We start from the raw sequence: 19,515 nt of genomic DNA on the forward strand, positions 1-19,515 counted from the left end.
GCTTGGAATTCGTTTCGGCACTTCTAAACACTAATCACGACGTCCAGTTCACTAACCTAAGACCCGGCCAAACCTCCCGGATACGATTCATCCTATCGCCACTTACAAGTATCATGTTGTACTCAATGGCTATTGCCGCTATCCAAAGATCGTTTTCTTGAATGCCAAGGAGTACAGCGGTAGTCTTATCCACCATTGTTTCCGGTCTGACGTTTCTAATCCTGTCTTTTGAATCCCTGGGCGCAAACCTTGTGAACAGAGCAGCGCGGATGTCCGAGTAGGGTTCAGTTGTGTCTTTGCCTATTTCTTTGATGGCCTTGAAAGCCCGCATCGCCTCGTCTGCTTTGCGCCGGCGATCTGGGTGCTTGCTGGCGTACAATTTATACCCGTATTCGATCTCGGCAACCGTTATGCGAGAAACGTAGATGAAATCACTGGATAGGGCAGCACTCTGAACGAACCGCAACGCATCGTCGTGATTCCGATTTAGTTCATCCCAGAGCGCAGAAGCGATGTTTGTGTCAAGGAGATAACTCTTCATCCAAGGATTCTCCTCGTAACATAGCCATTGCTTCGGAAATCTCTGGGTCGTTAACAAATACAAGCCGTTTAACCAACCGGTCTGCACGCGCTTCTTCAAATTCTGGCGAAATCAATTCGTGCAATGGAATATAAGCGTCAAAATCCCTTGGATAGTACCCGCCGAACTTGACCGGAATTGGGCGCTCATAATCTTGAAATGTGTCGAGCAGTTCGCGCTCAAGCGTTTTGGGTAGATCATATGCAAGTAAAATCTCCGCGTCTATTTCCAAAACAGCTTTCTTGGCTTTGTCGAATTGCCCGCGTAGAAGCAGACGATGTAGCTCGCGGGATAGTGAGTCTATTAAGCTGCCGCTCTCCAAATTCGGTGTCGGTGGAAGCGGCAAGGATTCAAGGGTTTTATTGCGGTTGTGTTTAGAGGTGTCTTTAGCGAAAACATAAGCGTTGGCTAGAGGTGAGTTTAGTAGCGCCGCCAACGCGTAAATAGACACTCTTCCAGAAGGCCATAACCCTATATAGCTTTGCGAGAAAACCAAACCTACAGAGTCCGCAACAGCGCCTAGCCTCCAGGGGCTACGACTAAGTCGAATCGCATTGCAGACGACTTTTGGCGCATCCCACTTCTGTTTGTAGGCGTTATCATACTGGTCTTCAGGGCGCATTGAGAGATGCTCTTTCGGCGACCCTGAGGGTCTTTTCAGCATATATTGCATCAGATGTCCGTGAACATGCGCGAATCCCTCTTTGTACCCACGCTTCGCTATATTTGAAACAAAATCTTCCGGACGTTTCTTTGACTTAGGGCTGCTACTTATAGGCACCAACCCGCGATGTACTTCTACTGCGCTTGCAAGCCGAGGCAGTCCTTCTAGGAAGGTCCAAATCCTTGATAGGCGCGGTATCCAGAGTGAGAATTGAGGCTGGGAGTATTCAGTAATATCGACTGATGCCCGAACAGGAGGCGGCTCGATGCCCCGCAGTAAGAAAGCGTCGCGCCCTTCGCCTTCGCCAACTTGCCTACAAGTGATAGCGACCTGAGCATAATGGTCGTGACGGTCGGAGGCTATGACAAGCATGGTTGGCACATCAGAGTAATTGAAAACCTCTGGTAGCGCCACGAGTTCGATGTTGCCGTAGGTTTCAGCAAGTTGGCGATGAAATTTGCGATAGGAATTGCCAGACTCAAACGCGCGCGGTAATACTAGCCCTAGAAGATCGGGAGGTTCCGACATTACGCGGCGAAGCAGTTCTGCTGGCTTATGAATAAGCAAATCGGGATCGTTATAATACTTATGCTTGCTTGGAGTGAAAGCTTCAAACGGAGGGTTGCACAACACAATACGGGCGCGCTTCAATTCCCTTTGCAACGTCTGAGAAGCAAAGACATCGCTGGGTCGAAGTCGCCAACCGTTCGAGTTTGGGGAGTCAGCCAACATAAGCGAGAGACGGCAGACCTCTAAGGAAAAACTGTCAATCTCAATACCGGTCAGACGTCGCCTAAAGTAATCATGACGCTCTGCGTCGGACATCGGCGTTTGCAGAAGGTCGCGCATTCGACGCATAGCCGCTACCAGAAATCGGCCATGACCCGAAAAAGGTTCTAGGACATAACGGTCCCCCTCCGGGAGCGTCTCGAATGGTAATTTACGAACAATGTAGTCGGCTACGCGAAGGGGGGTGCTATGGATTCCCAGTGTCTTGCGAATCTCCGGCGTGATGAAGGTTTTCTCAAAGAGTAAGGCGAGATCATCCTCTGACAAATTTGGGAAGTTAAATCCGGCTAGGAAAATTCTCCATATCTCATCCAAAATCTCTGGCCTGTAAATCGCTGAAGCCGGCAGTTCGTCTGGCCTCGTATTGTAGTGCTTCTCTACTGCCCGAAGTGCAGTCATCGCGTCGTTGGAAGACCAGCCACCCGGATACCTTCGATCACGAAATACTTTGGCCGTAATAAATCTAAATGCAAGACGGCATAGGTCTTCAAAGCGGGGGGCTCGCTGACGGTTGAAGCGTTTATAAGTCCGGATAGTTTTCGTCAGTACCTCATGAAGCAAGCGATCTAATACGGCGAAAGTCCTTCCCTCCAAGAAAGGCATCAGGGCTTCATCATAAAAATCGAGCTGTATAGGACCGTCTAGTTCCCCAACCGCTTTGGCCCTCAAGATACGTTCCGGCTTCCACTGGGTCCTATAGTCACGAAAAACATTACCTATCTCTTGAAGTGATATTTCCTGCTTAAGTTCAGGCTCTCCGATAGCCGTTATCTTCCATCTCCTAACTAGCGGCCCGTCTAGTTCAAAGATCAGAGGTGCTCCAAGTGCTCGATACTTCGCGACGTGTACGGCCCCAGAAAGCCCATTGGAAACAATCACACCGATACACGCATTACGGTACGAAGGCGGGCTCTGGGCGAATCCCGCTAAGTCAATAGTTCGCACTTCGCGGCGCGTGCCAATTACATCGGTATATTCATACTCCCGCCAAAGTAGGTTGCGGTCTTTGCGATAGCCGATGCCCTCCATCGCTCGTTCAATTTCTAGCAGGACAGGGTTACCCTGTATGAATAACGACATAAGTCGAGTTATCGCTTCCCCTTCTTCGGATCGCGCTTGACGTGCGCCAGCACATCCCCAAGGCCACAGCCTAGCGCCTTGCACATTGCATCCAGAGTCGAAAACTCAAAGCCGGACGTTTGCCTTTGCACAGGTTTGCTATTCTGAGCGGGGTCATGCCTGTTTGCTTTGCCAGCCAGTACTGGCTTCTCCCATTCGACTGTACATTCAAAAGCTTTGCCCGAATCACGGTGCATTTACCACAAAACGAATTTGAATGATACCTCTTGCCCACTTTACGCGCGCAACGCAAACGGTACGCCGATTACGCGCCCTCGAATATCTTGCGCGGGTTGCCGATCAGCATCGTGTCGATCTGCTCTTCGCTGACGCCGCGCTGTCTTAGGGCCGGAATCACGTCGTTGTGAATGTGCAGGTAGTGCCAGTTCGGAAGCACAACCGGCAACGCTTCTTCCGGCAGCCAATCGTTGAAGCAAGCAGCGTCTTGCGAGAGAACCATCTTGCCCGCATAACCCAGCTCGCACATCTTCGCCACGGTGTTCACGCGGTCCTCGAACGGAAGCAGAACATCTATGCCGAATCGGTCCATTCCAATGTACGAGCCGTTAGCGATCAGCTTTTCCAGATAAGCAATGTCGGTCGTGTCGCCCGAGTGGCCGATGATTACACGCGAGAGATCAACGCCTTCCTCCTGAAAAATGCGCTGCTGTTCGAGCCCGCGTTCGGTGTGCGCGTGAGTGTGAGTCGAGATAGGAACGCCTGTTTGCCGCTGCGCTTGAGCCACTGCGCGAAGGACTCGTTCCACTCCCGGTGTGACGCCCGGCTGATCGGTCGCGCATTTAAGAATTGCCGCTCTCACGCCGGTACCGGCGATGCCTTCCTCGATATCCTTCACGAACATGTCGACCATCAGCTCGGGCCCGCCGAGCTCGGCGCCCGGCCCGCGAAAGTGGAAGTACATCGGCACGTCGTTGTAGGTATAGACGCCCGTCGCGACAATTATGTTGATATCGGTCTTGGCGGCGACTCGCTGGATGCGTGGGATGTAGCGGCCCAGCCCGATTACGGTGAGATCGACTATTGAATCGACGCCTCGGGATTTGAGCTCATTCAAACGCGCGACTGCATCGGCGAACCGCTGGTCTTCTTCTCCCCAAGGCTCGGGGTAGTTCTGCATGATCTCCGTCGAAAGGACGAACACGTGCTCGTGCATCAGCGTCGCACCCAACTTGGCCGTATCAATCGGCCCTCGAACTGTGTTCACCAAAGCCATTGTTCTCCAGACCTCGCGGGGCTCGTTAATAGACCGGTGCTCCCTGCATCATCATCTTCTCAATCTTGAACTCGACCAGGACTCTCTCCGCCGTACCGCGGATGTTCGGGTGATTGAACTCGAGCTTGAGAGTTTTGTCGCCCGGCCCGATGATTGGGCGGCCATTGTACTCGCGCGGAAAGACGAATTGAAACTCACGCGACGCGCCTTCTCCCGGCCTGTAGATTGAAAGCGGGACCTTCACGCCCCCGCCGCCGATGAGGAAGACGAAGTTCTTGAGCCGCTCGGTGTTCTGGCTGTGCCAGTGACGCGCCAATTCCCGGTCATCATTTTGCACGTTTGCGGTGTAGCTCACGTGCATGACAATCAACTGGGCGTTGTTGGTGGATAAGAACTTCTCTGCGTCTTGATCGAACGCCTGGCGCCCGTCCGCGGTCATCTCGTCGTATTTGGCGTTGATCTGTGACAACCGGACTAGAGCTTGCCTAACGGGAGTAGCCGACCGAATCTGAACTTTGTATACGATTCTGGGGTTCGGCTGGCGCTCGCGAGCCGTGCTATCGGTTGCAAGCGGATCGATGAACACCTGGCTCAGGGTGTGCAGGTTGGCCCACGGAGAATCCTCGAGCAGCTTGCGGCATTCTTTATCGGTCCATTGCCGGTAATCTTTCTTCACCCAGTAATCTTTGCTTTGGGCCGCTGCGACAGAGGCGATAAGCAGAAGAAGCACCAACTTCTGAATTGGATTTCTCATGATGACACGCGCCCGATCTTGCCCTTTCGGGGTCTTTGCAGAGAGCCCAAATACTAATACGCGTTAGTAGCTACATCAAGCGAAACACCGCCTTCCTTCCAGGCTGGGTATGAACGCACCACCAAACTGCGGTTGTGGTATTGGGGAGCAGACTTGCGTCGTGGTGCATGTCACCGCTTCTATTTGACCTCGATGGCCGGAGGTGCGATATTTGTCGCAGCAACCAGCCGAAGCCCTCAGGTAAGGAGGCTAGCCCATGCAAGCTAACACAGTATCGGAGCAGTCAGAAGGCGGATACCCAAAGCCCGAAAGCGCAAAAGGATTCAAGGGTCCGGTTAGGTGGCTGCTTGGGCCGCAGGTCATCGCCAGTCTCAAAGCCACCGCTCTTTACATGGCATTCAAAGGTAAGCTCGACCTGCGCGACTGGATGCGCGCGCGGGCTATCCGGCTGGACGAGCAGAGCAGATTCAACAGCGCTGAGGAAGCCTCCACTGATGAGTACTGGTTTGACTACTTTGCCGACACGGGCGACGGTCAGATGGCAATGTACGGTATTGCCTATCTGTGCTTGAGCAACCTCTCGGTCGAGGCGAACGCTCGCGTCGGCTCGAAGGTTGGGTTGAGCGACCCGTCGAAGCCAATGCCCAATTCAATGATGCGCCTGCCGCGAGGGGAGTTTCTGTTCGTAGGAGGCGACACGGCCTATCTCCAGGCCGACTATCCAACACTGGCCCTCCGGTTTCAAGCGCCGTTTGTGTGGGCTTACAACGACCTCAACCCGGAAGCGAAAGCTGTGGACCACAAGCTCCTCAGGCCCATCTTCGGGATTCCAGGAAATCACGACTACTACGATTTGATCGACGGGTTCGGACGCCAATTTCTGGAGCCAACCAGCGACGACGGCACGCCGAATCGCGAGGGGCTGAAGCCGCAGTTGTCGATCCCCGGCTTCAAGCGGTGTCAGAACGCAAGCTACGTAGCGCTGCAACTCCCGTTCGATTGGTGGATGTGGGGACTCGACAATGAAATGGGCCGGCTCGACATCCGACAGCAGGAGTTCTTCAAAGGGCTCACCCCGAAACGGCCCGATAAGCTGATCGTGGCAACGCCCGAACCGAGCACGGCTTTCGGCAGGTGCGCGCGGCTCAATGAAAAAGTCCCAAAGGCATTCGCGGATCTGAATCTGGAGCAGCCGTTCTTGACGGACATCGAGCTGCCGCCTGGGACGTGCCGGCTGGATCTGTCCGGCGACACACATCAGTACGCGAGGTATTGGGGACCTTCCACCAACGGCTCGGGTTCGCCGCCCGCGGCTGAGAATTACGCTTCCGTAGTATCGGGTCTCGGCGGCGCGTTCCTGCATCCGTCAGATACCGACGTGGGCGAGATCGAAGAGCAGATCAAGTATCCTCGGGAGGAAGTCGCGCGAGTCGAGACCGCGCGTAGGTTGTTCAGTCCGGTGAACATCATCTCCGGCGGATACGTCGCGATATTTGGCGCTCTGGCCGCGGCGATCGTCTTCTTTGGCGCGACCGTTCCCGCGAGCAGCCGGGTCGTCGTGGAAAAGCTCTTCGACGTGCTGCGTGTGGCTCTCCCGAAGCTTTTCCGTCCGGCGGGGCTTTTCCCTGAGATCCGATGGCCCGAACAAACCCTCGCGCAGGCGGCAAGCTTGTCGCCGCTCGAGATCGCGCTGCGAGTGCTTCTGCTTATTGCGTCGGTGGTGTTGATAGCGGCGAGCGTTCAGCAATCGAAGTCGATGATCGACTCGGCTCAAAACGAAAAGGACGGATTCCGCCGCTACCGTGTCCGTGTCGCAGTTCTGATCGTCGCGGGTGTCGCTTGTTTGATATTTGGTATGTGGCGATTGGTTGAGTTCCGCGAGAATCTCTCGCCGTTCCAATGCAGCCTGCTGATTCTGTTCTCGCTGCTCTGGAGCGCCAACGCTGTAGCGGCCAGCCTTGTCTATTCGGAGTGGTTGTTCAAGCGGGCATACAACGAGATCGTCAAGTGGTGGCGTTACTGGCCGGTAATCCTGCTGGTCGTTCTCGCCGCCGCGTTCCCGGTACTGGGTTTCTCGTTCTTCGGCAGATATCCGGCACAGTACGTCTTGGCCGATGTGCTGTTCGCGTTGGTGGTCCTGGGAGGAGCAGCCGGGATAATGCTTGGAGCATTTGTTGTTGGTGGCTCGCTCCACGGCGGCGCCGGTAAAGCGGCCTTCCTGGTTTTGGGCGCCTGGCACGCATTGTTGCAAGGAGGAGTTCCCTTCCTGTTGGCGCGGCGAGGCGACTGGCGCTCGTGGGTTGCGGCGGTGGCAGCCGTATTGGTCTTCTGGCTTGCAGGCAACTGGTTAGTCGCTAAGCTGAAGTTCAGGCAAAGTCTATTGGTGGTGTGGCTGGTTTACGGCGTGGTTTTGCTCGGGCTGCCGTTCTTCTTCTATGGGGAACCCGCGCGATATCTGGATACGTGGACGGCGCGCTTCGTGGTAGCCGTTCTCCTCGGCGGCTTGATGAGCTGCGTGTCACTCGGTTGGTACTTCGCGGTCTCGCTTGCGTTCAACGGGCACAACGAGCAGGCAGGCGGCGCGGCGCGAATAGAACGCTTCAAGGAGTTCATGCGAGTTCGCCTGACCGCGCAGGGCCTCACGGTCTACGTGATCGGGTTTGACGAGCCCAAGATAGACGGAAAGGACCTGGACCTGAAGATCATTGATGTGTTTGAGCTGAAAGTGTGAGCCGTTAGCAATCACGGCTGCGGAGAATTGAAGAATTGCGATGCTATCGCCACGAACGCGAAGCCGACGTTGCTTTCTCTCAAACCGACTCGACCCGCCTCCTGGAAAACCATGCTGGGCGAGCTTTGTTCAATCGGGCGAGTGGGCTAATCTTCAGAAGATGAGCGCACCGGTTAAGCAAAGAGCTTCCTGGACCAAACGACTAAAGCGATTAGTAGCGGCGCCTTTCGTCTTTCTAGCGGCAGTCATCATTCTGCTGGAAGACTGGCTGTGGGACGACCTGGCGCGGTTTGCTGCGGCGATCGGACGGTTGCCAGTATTCCGCCAGATCGAGGGCTTCATCGTCAGGCTTCCTCCTTACGCGGCGCTTGCCTTTTTCGTTGTTCCGTCGACGCTGCTAATACCGGTGAAGTTGATCGCTCTTTATTTCGTTGCTCACGGACATGCGATAGCTGGTTTGCTGACCGTCCTGGCCGCCAAGGTCGCAGGCACAGCCCTGGTCGCTCGCCTCTTCACATTAACCCGTCCAAATCTGTTGCGCATCGCATGGTTCGCCTGGGTGTACGAAAGGTTTGTCGCGTTCAAAACAAGAGTCTACGCAGCCATCAAGGCGACTGGAGCTTATCGAGTCGCGCATCAAATGCATCTTCGCATGCGTCTCGCGTTGAAGCTGTGGATGGGAAAGCGCAAAGGCTTCTTACGAAGGCGGTGGAACGCCGCGCTCAAGCTGTCGCGTCAGACGAAGGAATAGGCACGCCGAAGCAAAGCGAAGAGCACGGCGCCTCCTGCTCAACCTCCTGCTTAACCAAAGATCGATTCATTGCAGAAGGTTCTTCACGCTAGTCGATAACCGGCCGATATGTTCAACGTCTCGCCGGTGATGTTGCGGCCCTCCTCGGAGGCAAGGAACACCGCCATCGCCGCGATGTCGTCTTCCTCGACCATACGCTTGAGCGCCGTCGGCTCGACATATTGACGCGCGGTTTCTTCATAGGAAAGTTTCATCTCTTCGGCGCGGTTTCGTATCACTCGCTCGATTCGCGGGCCTGTCACCGGGCCGGGAGCAATTGCGTTCACGGTGATGTCGTGACGTCCGCACTCTTCGGCCAGCGTCTGGGTTAACCCAATCATCCCCCACTTCGACGCGCAATAAGGACTCCGGAAAGCGTAGGCCTGAAGCCCCGCAATCGATGTCATGTTGATGATGCAGCCGCTCCGACGCGCGATCATGTACGGTAGCGCGTGTTTTGCACACAAGAATGCGCCGGTCAGGTTCACCGCAAACGTGTGGTCCCACTGTTCTCGGCTGATGTCGGGAACAAGCGCGGTCGGCCCGGCAATCCCGGCGTTGTTTATCAGAATATCTATCTGCCCGAACTCGTCGAGCGTTGCGGAAACCATCCGCTCGACGCTCGCCTCATCGGCCACATCGGTGAGCATCGCAAGCGCTCGCCCTCCACCACCACGGATTTCCTTCTCTACGGCCCTTATCTTCTCCTCGGTTGGACCCGCCACCAAGACCGCCGCGCCCTCGCGTATAAACCGCAGCGCGATGGCCCGGCCGATTCCACCGCCTCCCCCGGTAACGATTGCGACTTTGCCATCAAGTTTCATTCAAGGCTCCTCGGTCTCATTTCGTTGTGCGCACGAGCGACCTGCGTCGCCGCTCATAATAGCCCATCGCGCATTGGCAGGGTAGCTGCTGAGCGCTGTCGCGGGGAATTCTGTCCGGTCGTCATCTGAGGCGCCGCCGAGACGCCTCGCTTCCGTCCCAAGGAAGCGGCGGAATACCAGGCGCGCTTGCCGTCGTCTATTCAGTGACAGCTTGGAGGACGCGATTAGATGCGTGACGCAAAGCGGCTATCGAAAGCGAATCACAGCACGGCCTGGGGTGTTCGCTCGGTGACACGTTTTGTCTATTCTCGACTGGCAGTTTGTGTGAATCCGAGTAAGAAGCTAAACAGCGCACGCGAGCAACATCGCAGCCATTGCACAGACACTGTGGACATTTGCAAATACGCTGGTCACCGACGTTCGTTCAATCGGAGGCTCCCAAGCAGCACTGCAACTACCGCAGTAGAGAAGGCATCAAAGTTGCTGAAAAGCTGAACAGCCGCAACCCGAACGGGGATGAAGCGGCGGTGGGCGGTTGTGGTGGGGGAAACTCGGGGATGAGTTGGCATTTGAATAACTCAACCTGGGGAACTGAGATAAAAAACGAGAGAGTGAGGGACGGGCGCAGAAAGCGAGATTGAAATGGTTAGCAACGGTCAAAAGAGAAAGCTGGTGGCCCTCGATCCTAGTACCAAGAGCGCGTTGGCGGAGCGCTTCGAAACAGGACTTCGTGCGATGGTGGTCGGACAGGATCGATCTGTACGCGCTATCTCGTCACTCTATCAAGTCTTTCAAGCGGGGATGACCAATCCAACACGTCCGCTGGGGTCTATGCTTTTTCTGGGCCCGACCGGCTCAGGCAAGACCCACGTAGTCGAGGCTGCCGCGGAGATTCTGTTCGGTGACCGCAACGCGGTGATCAGGATCGACTGTGCGGAGTTTCAACACTCCCACGAAATTGCAAAGCTGATCGGCTCACCGCCCGGCTATCTGGGCCATCGCGAGACAGCGCCGCTGCTGACACAAGAGAACCTGGAAAAGTCCCGGACCGAACGCGATCCGTTTACGCTCGTGCTGTTCGACGAAATCGAAAAGGCGTCCGACGCGTTGTGGCAGCTCTTGCTGGGCGTGCTCGACAAGGCGACGCTGACGTTGGGTGACAACCGCAGGGTCGACTTCGCACAGACGATGATCTTCATGACATCGAACCTGGGCGCGAAGGAGATGAGCGAGTTGATCACTGGTTCAATAGGATTCGCGCCGGCGAGAGCCGGCAAGCTCCCGGCTGATGACCTGGACCAGAAGATCTATCGCACCGCCTCGGAAGCTGCGAAGAGAAAATTCTCGCCCGAGTTCATGAACCGAATCGATAAGGTCGTGGTCTTTCGCAGCCTCAAGAACCCAGAACTGTGCCAGATACTCGACCTCGAGCTTATGGCCGTCCAGCGCCGCGTGAACGAAGGCGCCGGTGAGCGGTTCACCATTTCACTCACTGAGAGCGCCAGAGAGTTTCTGCTGATCGAGGGGATCGAATATCGCTACGGCGCGCGTCACTTGAAGCGCGCGATCGAGCGGTTCCTTGTGAACCCGCTTGCCAACCTGTCGGCAACCGGGCAAGCACGGTTGGGCGACGTGGTCGTCGTAGACATCAATGAGCAGACCCAGAAGCTTGCTTTCTATCGCGACGACTCTGAGGCGACGGTGGCCGCAGCCGCGATGGAGGCAGTACAAGCGATGAAGGTCAGCAACGATGCTCGCATCGCCGCTTAAAGTGAGTTAGCCGAGTCGAGTGTGTCCCGGGAGGCTGTCGAGTTCCAACTCGGCAGCCTCTTTTCGTGTACACCCGGATCAGATCAGGCACGCCGGCCCGACGCCTCTCGATAAGCAATCCCGTCCGACCGCATCGCGCTCACTCTTGCTCAGTTTACCTCCGGAGGCAAAGTGCGCTAGGGTTTCAGCCCTTGGAGGAGGAACTCGGACGGCAAACGATGATCGGCGACGCGAGAGATCGTGTGATTCAGGTTGACGATGATTCAACATGGAAGACGCTCGATCGGGTTCATCCTCCACCAAATAGAAGTGAGCCGGGCTGACGATATGGCTTGGCTTCCTACCCAACCGCAGCCAGGCCGAACTTTGGCTGTTGACGAACAACCTCGACAAGCCGGGCGGTCTCGCGCGAGTTGCGCCTCTCAGTCAGCATATGATCCGCCTCTCGTTTCGCTACTTCCAGCACCGCATAGTCGCGCACGATGTTGCCGACTCGGAACGCAGGCAAGCCGGACTGCCGAGTTCCCATCACTTCGCCCGGGCCGCGTATCTCCAAATCCTTCTCCGCAACCTTGAAGCCGTCGTTCGTCTCTTCCATGATCGCTAATCGCTCGCGAGCTTCCGGGCTTCGCTTGTCGCCCGCGAGCAGTATGCAGTAGCTCTGTTGGTCGCCGCGGCCCACGCGTCCGCGAAGCTGATGCAGTTGCGAGAGGCCGAATCGTTCCGCGTGCTCGACTATCATAATGCTCGCGTTGGGCACATCGACGCCGACTTCGATCACCGTGGTTGACACCAGTATGTGGGTCGCGCCCTGGCGGAACTCGTCCATCACCGCGTCTTTCTCTTGTTGCTTCATTCGGCCATGAATCAGCGCGACTCGAAAGTTGGGAAACACCGAAGTCTGCAGGTGTTCAGCCATCTGAGTCGCGTTGAGCAGATCCAGTTTCTCGGACTCCTCGACCAGCGGGTAAACAATGTAGACCTGGCCGCCCTCTCGGATTTTCTTGTCGAGGAACTGATAGATTTTGCGCCGGGCCTCTTCGCCGCGCACTCTGGTTATCACCGGTTTTCTTCCCGGCGGCATCTCGTCGATGATCGACAGATCGAGATCGCCGTACACGCTCATCACCAGCGAGCGCGGAATTGGCGTGGCGGTCATCACCAGCACGTCGGGGTTGTATCCGCGCTTGATAAGCTCCGCGCGTTGAAGAACTCCGAAGCGGTGCTGCTCGTCGATCACTACAAAGCCGAGGTTGTGAAACTTGACGGCTTCTTGAATCAGCGCGTGCGTGCCGATTACCAGATCGACTTCGCCGGCTTCAATGTCGGCATGAAGCCGGCGCTTGCGCGCGGTGGCAAGCGAGCCAGTGAGAACCTCAACTCGATAGGGCGCGCTTGCAAGCATCCGCTTTATGTTTTGCGAGTGTTGTTCCGCAAGTATCTCGGTCGGCGCCATAATCGCCGCTTGATAACCGTTCTCGATCGCGACGATCGCCGCCTGGACGGCTACGATTGTCTTGCCTGATCCGACGTCGCCTTGAAGCAGCCGGTTCATCGGCTTTCGGCTGGTCATATCGGCGACCGCTTCGCCAAGCACGCGCTTCTGCGCGTTCGTTGGTTTGAAGGGCAACACCGCGCGCACCGCGTTCCGCACGCGGTCATTGACTTCGATGACGGTTCCCTTGGGCGACTGCTCGCGCCCTTGCCGGCGTAGCCCCATCGCCAGCGCCAGCCAGAAGAACTCCTCGAAGATCAACCGCTGGTGCGCGGGCGACTGGAACTTGTTGTAGAGGTCGAGCGGAACATCGTCTGCCGGGAAGTGCACCTGCCGGAGCGCCGCGGGCCTTGATATCAGCTTGTTGCGAGCAAGCATCTCTTCAGGAACGACCTCTTCCATTTCGGAAAAGTCGAGCCGCTCGAACACGTGATGCATGATCGAGCGAAGCTGCTTGGTGCGAAGCTCGCCGAGCTTGCGATAGATGGGAACCCGCCTGCCCGTGTGTATCGGATCTGCGTCCTCGTCATCCAGTTGAAACTCGTAGTCGGGATTTTCGACCTCGTAGAAGCCTCGACGGCTGCGTTTCCACTGCCCGTAAAGCAGCACGCGCCGCCCTTGCTTGAATGAGTTTTGAAGAAAAGCCTGGTTCCACCAAAACGCCCGCACCTGGCCAGTGCTGTCGGTGCCGGAGATTTCGAAAATGCGCAGCTTGCCGCTCTTGACCGGATAGGTTCCGGCGATTCGCACCTCGACTTCGATGGCTGCCCACATTCCGTTTTGCAGGTCGCGTATGTGCGCGAGGTTGGAGCGGTCTTCGTAGCGCATCGGCAGACAGTGGATCAGGTCTTCGACGGTCACCTGATGCGCATCGCCAACCGGCGTCGCCGCCGCAACGCCTTGAGCGAGTTTCTGCGCGGTCCTCAGCGCGACGCGCGGGATCTCGTGCAGATGTAGCTCGTACAGCGGTGTTGACAGCTTGAGCAAGTAACAGCCTCGTGGTGAGTAGCGATGGACCCGGCCAACGAGACGAATTCTAGGAGAGGGAACTTCGACGGTCAAGAAAGGCGCATTCCAGCAGGGATGCGACATGGTAGTGAACGAAGAGCAAAACTCGAGTCGTGCGCTTGTTGACGAACGCCCTCTTCTCATTCGAAGAGGTTTGGTACAATCACCCCATGACTAAGAGACTCGTGATCTCGCTAGCGCTTTTTGCCCTGCTTTCTCTGTGCGCGACTGCCGGCGCGGCCGCTGCGCCGCCGACGATGCGGGTTGACTACTATCACACCGGCAATGCATCGCAGGAAATGTTCAGCCTTGACCGCGTAGTCATCGAACCTCTACCGTGGCCGGGAAATCCGCGGAAGAACGTCGACGAAACGAACCTCGGCAAGTACCTGTTCGAAGTCCGCGACCGTACAACGAATCGGCTTCTTTATTCTCGCGGCTTCGCCTCGATCTACGGCGAGTGGGAGACGACCGATGAAGCCAAAAGCATGAACCGAACGTTTCATGAATCCTTCAGATTTCCCGCGCCGCCGGCCCCGGTGCAGGTGGTATTGAAAAAGCGCGACTCGAACAACGCCTTTCGCGAAATATGGTCTGCGATCGTTGACCCCGCAGATATGTTCGTCGACCCTTCAAAGCCCGCGCCGCCCGGCCCGCTGATCGAGATCCAAAAGAGCGGCGATCCGGCCGAGAAGGTCGACTTCTTGATTCTGGGTGACGGCTACACCGCAGCCGAGCGAGGCAAGTTCGAGAAGGACGCGCGCCGGCTGGTCGATATTCTGTTCGCGGCTTCTCCTTACAAAGAACGTCGAAGAGAGTTCAACGTGTGGGCGCTCTGTCCGGCTTCGGCGGAGTCCGGGATCTCGCGGCCCTCGACCGGCGTTCATCGAGCCTCACCGCTGGGCGCAAGCTACGACGCATTCGGCTCCGAGCGATATGTTTTGACGTTTGAGAATCGCGCGCTTCGCAACGTCGCCGCGTTTGCGCCTTACGAGTTCATCGAGATCATCACCAACTCGCGCACATACGGCGGCGGCGGGATCTTCGGCCTGTACAGCACGGTGGCTGCCGACAGCGAGCAAGCGCCTTACGTGTTCGTTCACGAGTTCGGGCATCACTTCGCCGGTCTTGCCGACGAGTACTACACGTCACCGGTGGCCTACACAGCGCCGGCCGTTAAGACCGAGCCGTGGGAGCTAAACGTCACTGCGCTGCTTGATCCGAAGGACCTCAAGTGGAAAGACCTTGTAGCGCCGGGCACTCCGATTCCCACTCCGTGGCAGAAGGAAGAATACGAAAGGCACTCGCTCGAGTATGGCACGCGTCGCGCAAAGATTCGCGCGGAGAATCGGCCGGAGTCAGAAATGGAAGCGCTCTTTCGCGAGAACCGCGATTGGGAGATCAAGTTCTTTGCCGCCGAAAAGTACGCAGGCAAGGTGGGCGCGTTTGAAGGCGCAATGTATGAAGCGAAGGGTTACTACCGGCCCGAAATTGATTGCATCATGTTCACGCGAAGCCAGATCTTTTGCGCGGTGTGCCGCCGGGCGATCGAGCGGGTGATTGATCTTTATTCGGGTCGATGACAAAGCCCAGGCATTAGAAGACTGTTTGAAACCCCAACCGAGAGATTAGGTAGTTCGGTACCAGCCTTTCAGAGGTCGTTGCAAAACCTCAACGACCGAGCGCAGTTATCCATTAGCCCGGCGTTCAGAGAATGTGTGAAAAGTCGAAATCCCCCCAACTTGAAGTTGGGGGTATTTCCGCAGTTTCACAAGAGTCTTCATAGGAGGGAACGGTGGCCATCGCGAGAGAATCAAAACGAGCCGCCACGATGGACTCGTGGCGGCTCGTTATTTCGCGCGAAGGCGAGTGGCTTAGAAGTTATACTTCAGCGCCATCTGAATCTTGCGCGAGGTGCTCACTGTGTTGCCGCGCGCGCGGCCGAAAAGCGTGTTGGTAATCACGGCGCTTTCCGGCAACCCGAACGACGGAGTGTTGGTTGCGTTCTGCATCTCGAGCCGGTACTCGAGGTTTTGATTCTCGGTGATCCGCACTCTCTTCCCGATTGACAGGTTGAGATTGAAGAACGACGGAGTGATGAAGAAGTTTCTGCCGGTATTGCCCAGCTTGCCGGGCTCCGGAATAGAGAATATTCCGCGCTTGTTTGTGGCGCCGTCAAAAGCAGCCCCGCGCGTTGGCAGATTAAAGTAGAACTCAGTCCCCGCCGCAGTTTCGAATATCCGCCGGATCATGTCGGGAGTGCAGCCGGTGCAATCGGCCGGCGATTGAACGACGCTGCTAAAGGTGTTCGACCCCGCGTAGATGGTAAATGGACGCCCCGACTGCCATACTATCGAGCCGGTCAACGACCAGCCTCCAATCACTCGATCGAGCGCCGGGTGCCAGTTGCTTCCCCATTGCCGGCCGGCACCGAAGGGTAGATCATAGACCGCGCCTCCCTGTAACGAATGCCTGCGGTCGAAGTCCGAGCGCGCATAGTTCAAATCGCGATTTCGCGGATCGAACGGTGTGCTTGACGCCGATTGATTTGATCCGGTGGACACAGTCGTAAAAGCAGGATCAAACGAGCGGGTGTCGAGTGACTTCGCCAACGTATAGCTAAACTGGAAGCTAAACCCGCTCGAGAATCGTCTCTGCAGTTGAGCCTCGAGTCCGTGATAGGTAGACCTGTCGTGGCTGTCCAGGACATTCAATCCGCCCGCAAACTGCGGGTAGGGGAAGAAGAAGAACGCGCCCAGACCGCTGAGCTCGGGGATCGGCCGGCCTCCCGCCCCCGTGCGTCTCCCCAGCGTTGCCGCAAGCTCTGCTACTGAATTCTGGCTCAGTTGGGTGGGGAACAATCGGCGCACTTCTACCGAGCCCGACTCTCCCGTGCGGCGGCTTGTGTCGGGTTGCATCAGTTGATTGATCAACGCGCTCTCGCCGCCGGCTTTGACGACCTTGAAAGCATCGACGAATCCGTTGCTGAAAATCTCAGCTTGATTCACATTGTATGCGCCAAACAGGTTCACCCCGCGTCGCCCGATGTAATTCAGTTCGACTACCGTGTTCCAACCGATCTCTCGCTGGATGCTCAGGCTCCACTGATATGTCTTTGGCGCTTGCCAGTTCGGGTCTATCACGTGGAAAGTATTAGTCGAGAATGACGCTGGCTGGCGCAACTGCGCAGGTGTCACTCCGGCCGGCGGCGCAATTGCCGGAAGACCATCCCGCAAGCGCCCGCCATTCTGGCCGAACTGAGTGTTGATGACTCCAAGCGTCAATCCCGGCTCGCTCTGATAGATGGTCGAAGAAACCACGAAGGTATTCATTCGATCATAAGCGATGCGGTAGTTGGCGCGCACGGAAGTCTTGCCGGTGCTGAACGGGTCCCAGGCAATTCCGATCGACGGACCGAAGTTATTCAAATCGCTGTCGAACAACTCTCCTTCGGTCCACTTTAGCGCGTCGGTGGGCTGCGAGCCCACTACGAACGGCTGTTCGGGTCGGAGGATGGGGTTGCCGCTCGAGCGCGGCGACTTCTTTACCTCCCATCTGAGTCCGAGATCAATCGTGAGGTTTGGGCGGATTTTCCAGTTGTCCTGCCCGTAGAAATCATACTCGCCGTAGCGCGCGTCGAAATTGAACACCGTTCCCGGCGCCCCAAATTGATCGCCCTGTGCTACGAATCCCCTGCTGATACTGCCGATTCGTCCAAGCAGATTATTGATGGTGCGCTGTAGCCTCGGGCGATCATTTGCAGTGTTGATGTCTGCCGGAACGCTGAATGCCGTCAGATCAACCGTGTTAATTGTGGTGCTGAAGTTAATCGACGGCTGCACGTTCAAGCCTGCGACGCTGCCCCGCGTATCGACATGCTGCTGATAGCGGAAGTTTATTCCTCCCTTGAACGTGTGCGCGCCTCTAATGTAGGTAGCATTGTCCACAAACTGGTAAGTGGAAAACTTGCGAATGTTTCCCAACTCGCTGTTGAACGGATCGGTGACGTCGTTGAGGATGAAGGGCGGCACATCCGGGAAGTTTGGATCCGGATTGGCGAAGTTGAAAGCGAACCGGCTTATGCCGAATACAAACTCGTTGGTGATGTGCGCGGAGGGAGTCCACCGCCAGTTTGTCGCAAGGTTCTTCGGATTGCGGAAGGTGTCAACGATCCGCGGGGTATCGGGGAATCGGGCCAGCCCGGCGTTGGCGTTGTCGCCAACTGTGTTCTGGTGCCCTTGAGCATATCGACCGTAAACGCTGTGCTGCGCATTGATGACGTGATCAATCTTGAAGACCGCATCCTGTTGCTGCTCGCGCTGAATCGGCGAGAAGGTATAGCCTGCGGTGTTCAGCCCATCGCCGGCAGTGAAGTTGTTCGGCAGCGGAGTCACTCCGATCAATGCCGATATTGTGGGATCGAGTCCTTTCCCTGCCGGGTCATTTGCGGCGACGTTATATGTTCCGATATTGAGGCCCGGTAGAACACTGCCGCTGGCATCCACCGATGCAGTCGATGTGCCCGCTGCGCCGTTCTGCCCTCCTTTGACATAACGGAAAATGCCTTGCCGGGCAAGCTGGGTGTAGACCGTTCTTGTGACGGTTACCGTCTGGCGCGTGCGAAGCCACTGAAAATTGGTGAAGAAGAATGTCTTGTTGCGCCCGTCATAGAGCTTTGGAATCCAGACCGGCCCGCCCACGGTGAAGCCTGCGATGTGCTGGACGAATTGAGGCTTCACTGCATTGTTGAGATTGTTCGCAAACTCATTGGCGTGAAACCGGGGCGTCTGGTAGAACTCGAATCCATTTCCATGAAACTCATTCGACCCGGAACGGGTGACCATCGCCACCTGGGCGCCGCTGTTGCGCCCATACTCCGCAGTCGGATTGCTGGTTATGACCCGAAACTCAGCCAACGTATCCGGGTTGGCTCTGGTCGGCGCGAAATTTGAGCCTCCGGCACTGGGATCGTTATTGTCGATTCCGTCGAGGGTGAAGTTCCAGGCGCGATCTCGCGCGCCATGTACGTGGATACCCCCACCGGTGTTGGCCCCGTTTACCACGCCCGGTTGAAGTAAAACAAAATCGAGCGGATTGCGCCCCCGCACTCCAACTATCGGCAATCTCTCGATCATGCGCTGGTCAAGGATATTGCCGAAGTTGCCCGAGGAACTTGTTTGCACCAGTTCGGCTCCACCTCTAACCTCGACTACTTCCGCTACCTGACCTACTTCCAGCGTAACGTTGACCGTCGTTGGCTGACCGATTGACAGCACGTTGTTCGTTGTGACGAATTTCTTGAACCCTGCTTTTTCAACGGTGATCGTGTAGGACCCGACCTGCACTGAATCAAAGACGTAGGTTCCGGCAGAGGTGGTCTGGGCGGTGAAAGAAATCCTGGTTGCTTCATTAGTCAGTGTTACGGTTGCGTCCTCGACGACTGCGCCGTCGGCGTCCAGCACGTTGCCGACAACGCGCGAGGTCGTCCCCTGCGCAACCGCCGGCCCGGCCATAAGCGTCACAATGACCAACGAAATCAGTAAAGCGATTAGCTTTCGTAGACTCTTCATTTTCGGATCCTCCAAATTCGCTTGATGCGGAATGATAACCGTCGGACACAAGAGTCCCCGATACTCAGGGGACATGTCGAGTCGGAGACAATCAATCAACAATGCGTAACTGCCGCTGCGCGCAGGCCCACTTTTCAAACGAGAAGTCGTGTCACCCCCGGCGCTGTCAAGCCGCGCCGCTTCCGGT

At 56.5% G+C, this 19,515-nt stretch carries 11 protein-coding genes; 4 read left to right on the plus strand and 7 right to left on the minus strand.

The annotated features are described in order from the left end of the window. Positions 1–34: 34 nt before the first annotated feature. The 4 genes from AABO57_13145 to AABO57_13160 form a co-directional block, all read right to left on the minus strand. Positions 35–541: a type II toxin-antitoxin system VapC family toxin gene (locus AABO57_13145; GenBank protein ID MEK6286680.1), complete on the minus strand. Its 507-nt coding sequence runs from the start codon at positions 539–541 to the stop codon at positions 35–37. Beyond that, positions 522–3,113 (minus strand): hypothetical protein, encoded by a 2,592-nt coding sequence (locus tag AABO57_13150; GenBank protein MEK6286681.1) that lies wholly within the window; start codon positions 3,111–3,113, stop codon positions 522–524. The genes AABO57_13145 and AABO57_13150 overlap by 20 nt, the downstream gene beginning before the upstream one ends. A gap of 304 nt (positions 3,114–3,417) precedes the next feature. Continuing rightward, complete coding sequence (locus AABO57_13155; protein ID MEK6286682.1) at positions 3,418–4,386, minus strand: phosphotriesterase-related protein; 969 nt, start codon at positions 4,384–4,386, stop codon at positions 3,418–3,420. A 25-nt stretch (positions 4,387–4,411) separates the two neighbouring features. Next, entirely contained in the window at positions 4,412–5,140 is a 729-nt protein-coding gene (locus AABO57_13160) for a hypothetical protein (GenBank protein ID MEK6286683.1), read from the minus strand. Positions 5,141–5,396: 256 nt separating this feature from the next. Here AABO57_13160 and AABO57_13165 point away from each other — a divergent pair, with 256 nt between their 5' ends. Both AABO57_13165 and AABO57_13170 read left to right on the plus strand, forming a co-directional pair. Continuing rightward, on the plus strand, positions 5,397–7,871 hold the full coding sequence (locus AABO57_13165; GenBank protein ID MEK6286684.1) for a hypothetical protein: 2,475 nt from the start codon (positions 5,397–5,399) through the stop codon (positions 7,869–7,871). Positions 7,872–8,031: 160 nt separating this feature from the next. Further along, positions 8,032–8,622 (plus strand): hypothetical protein, encoded by a 591-nt coding sequence (locus AABO57_13170; GenBank protein ID MEK6286685.1) that lies wholly within the window; start codon positions 8,032–8,034, stop codon positions 8,620–8,622. 83 nt (positions 8,623–8,705) lie between these two features. On the opposite strand, the gene AABO57_13175 is transcribed toward AABO57_13170, so the two are convergent. Then, the gene (locus AABO57_13175) at positions 8,706–9,485 is read right to left on the minus strand and encodes an SDR family oxidoreductase (protein ID MEK6286686.1); all 780 of its coding nucleotides are present in this window, start codon (positions 9,483–9,485) and stop codon (positions 8,706–8,708) included. A 642-nt stretch (positions 9,486–10,127) separates the two neighbouring features. Here AABO57_13175 and AABO57_13180 point away from each other — a divergent pair. Beyond that, the gene (locus tag AABO57_13180; GenBank protein ID MEK6286687.1) at positions 10,128–11,255 is read left to right on the plus strand and encodes an AAA family ATPase; all 1,128 of its coding nucleotides are present in this window, start codon (positions 10,128–10,130) and stop codon (positions 11,253–11,255) included. A 340-nt stretch (positions 11,256–11,595) separates the two neighbouring features. Here the strand turns inward: AABO57_13180 and recG are convergent, their stop codons facing one another. Further along, positions 11,596–13,737 (minus strand): ATP-dependent DNA helicase RecG, encoded by a 2,142-nt coding sequence (gene recG / locus AABO57_13185; protein MEK6286688.1) that lies wholly within the window; start codon positions 13,735–13,737, stop codon positions 11,596–11,598. Positions 13,738–13,928: 191 nt separating this feature from the next. Between recG and AABO57_13190 the strand changes: the two genes are divergently transcribed. Beyond that, the gene (locus AABO57_13190; GenBank protein MEK6286689.1) at positions 13,929–15,341 is read left to right on the plus strand and encodes an IgA Peptidase M64; all 1,413 of its coding nucleotides are present in this window, start codon (positions 13,929–13,931) and stop codon (positions 15,339–15,341) included. Between the two features lie 291 nt (positions 15,342–15,632). Here AABO57_13190 and AABO57_13195 read toward each other — a convergent pair whose 3' ends face one another. After that, complete coding sequence (locus tag AABO57_13195; GenBank protein MEK6286690.1) at positions 15,633–19,328, minus strand: TonB-dependent receptor; 3,696 nt, start codon at positions 19,326–19,328, stop codon at positions 15,633–15,635. Positions 19,329–19,515 lie beyond the last annotated feature (187 nt).

It is taken from the genome of Acidobacteriota bacterium (assembly GCA_038040445.1).
Lineage (GTDB): Bacteria > Acidobacteriota > Blastocatellia > UBA7656 > UBA7656 > Onstottus_A > Onstottus_A frigus.

Excerpts from the sequence above, each read along its gene's own strand:
- AABO57_13155 (MEK6286682.1), bottom strand. The coding sequence starts at position 4,386 with ATGGCTTTGGTGAACACAGTTCGAGGGCCGATTGATACGGCCAAGTTG.
- AABO57_13145 (MEK6286680.1), bottom strand. The coding sequence starts at position 541 with ATGAAGAGTTATCTCCTTGACACAAACATCGCTTCTGCGCTCTGGGAT.
- AABO57_13150 (MEK6286681.1), bottom strand. The coding sequence starts at position 3,113 with ATGTCGTTATTCATACAGGGTAACCCTGTCCTGCTAGAAATTGAACGA.
- AABO57_13190 (MEK6286689.1), top strand. The coding sequence starts at position 13,929 with ATGACTAAGAGACTCGTGATCTCGCTAGCGCTTTTTGCCCTGCTTTCT.
- AABO57_13175 (MEK6286686.1), bottom strand. The coding sequence starts at position 9,485 with ATGAAACTTGATGGCAAAGTCGCAATCGTTACCGGGGGAGGCGGTGGA.
- AABO57_13160 (MEK6286683.1), bottom strand. The coding sequence starts at position 5,140 with ATGAGAAATCCAATTCAGAAGTTGGTGCTTCTTCTGCTTATCGCCTCT.
- AABO57_13165 (MEK6286684.1), top strand. The coding sequence starts at position 5,397 with ATGCAAGCTAACACAGTATCGGAGCAGTCAGAAGGCGGATACCCAAAG.
- AABO57_13195 (MEK6286690.1), bottom strand. The coding sequence starts at position 19,328 with ATGAAGAGTCTACGAAAGCTAATCGCTTTACTGATTTCGTTGGTCATT.
- AABO57_13170 (MEK6286685.1), top strand. The coding sequence starts at position 8,032 with ATGAGCGCACCGGTTAAGCAAAGAGCTTCCTGGACCAAACGACTAAAG.
- AABO57_13180 (MEK6286687.1), top strand. The coding sequence starts at position 10,128 with ATGGTTAGCAACGGTCAAAAGAGAAAGCTGGTGGCCCTCGATCCTAGT.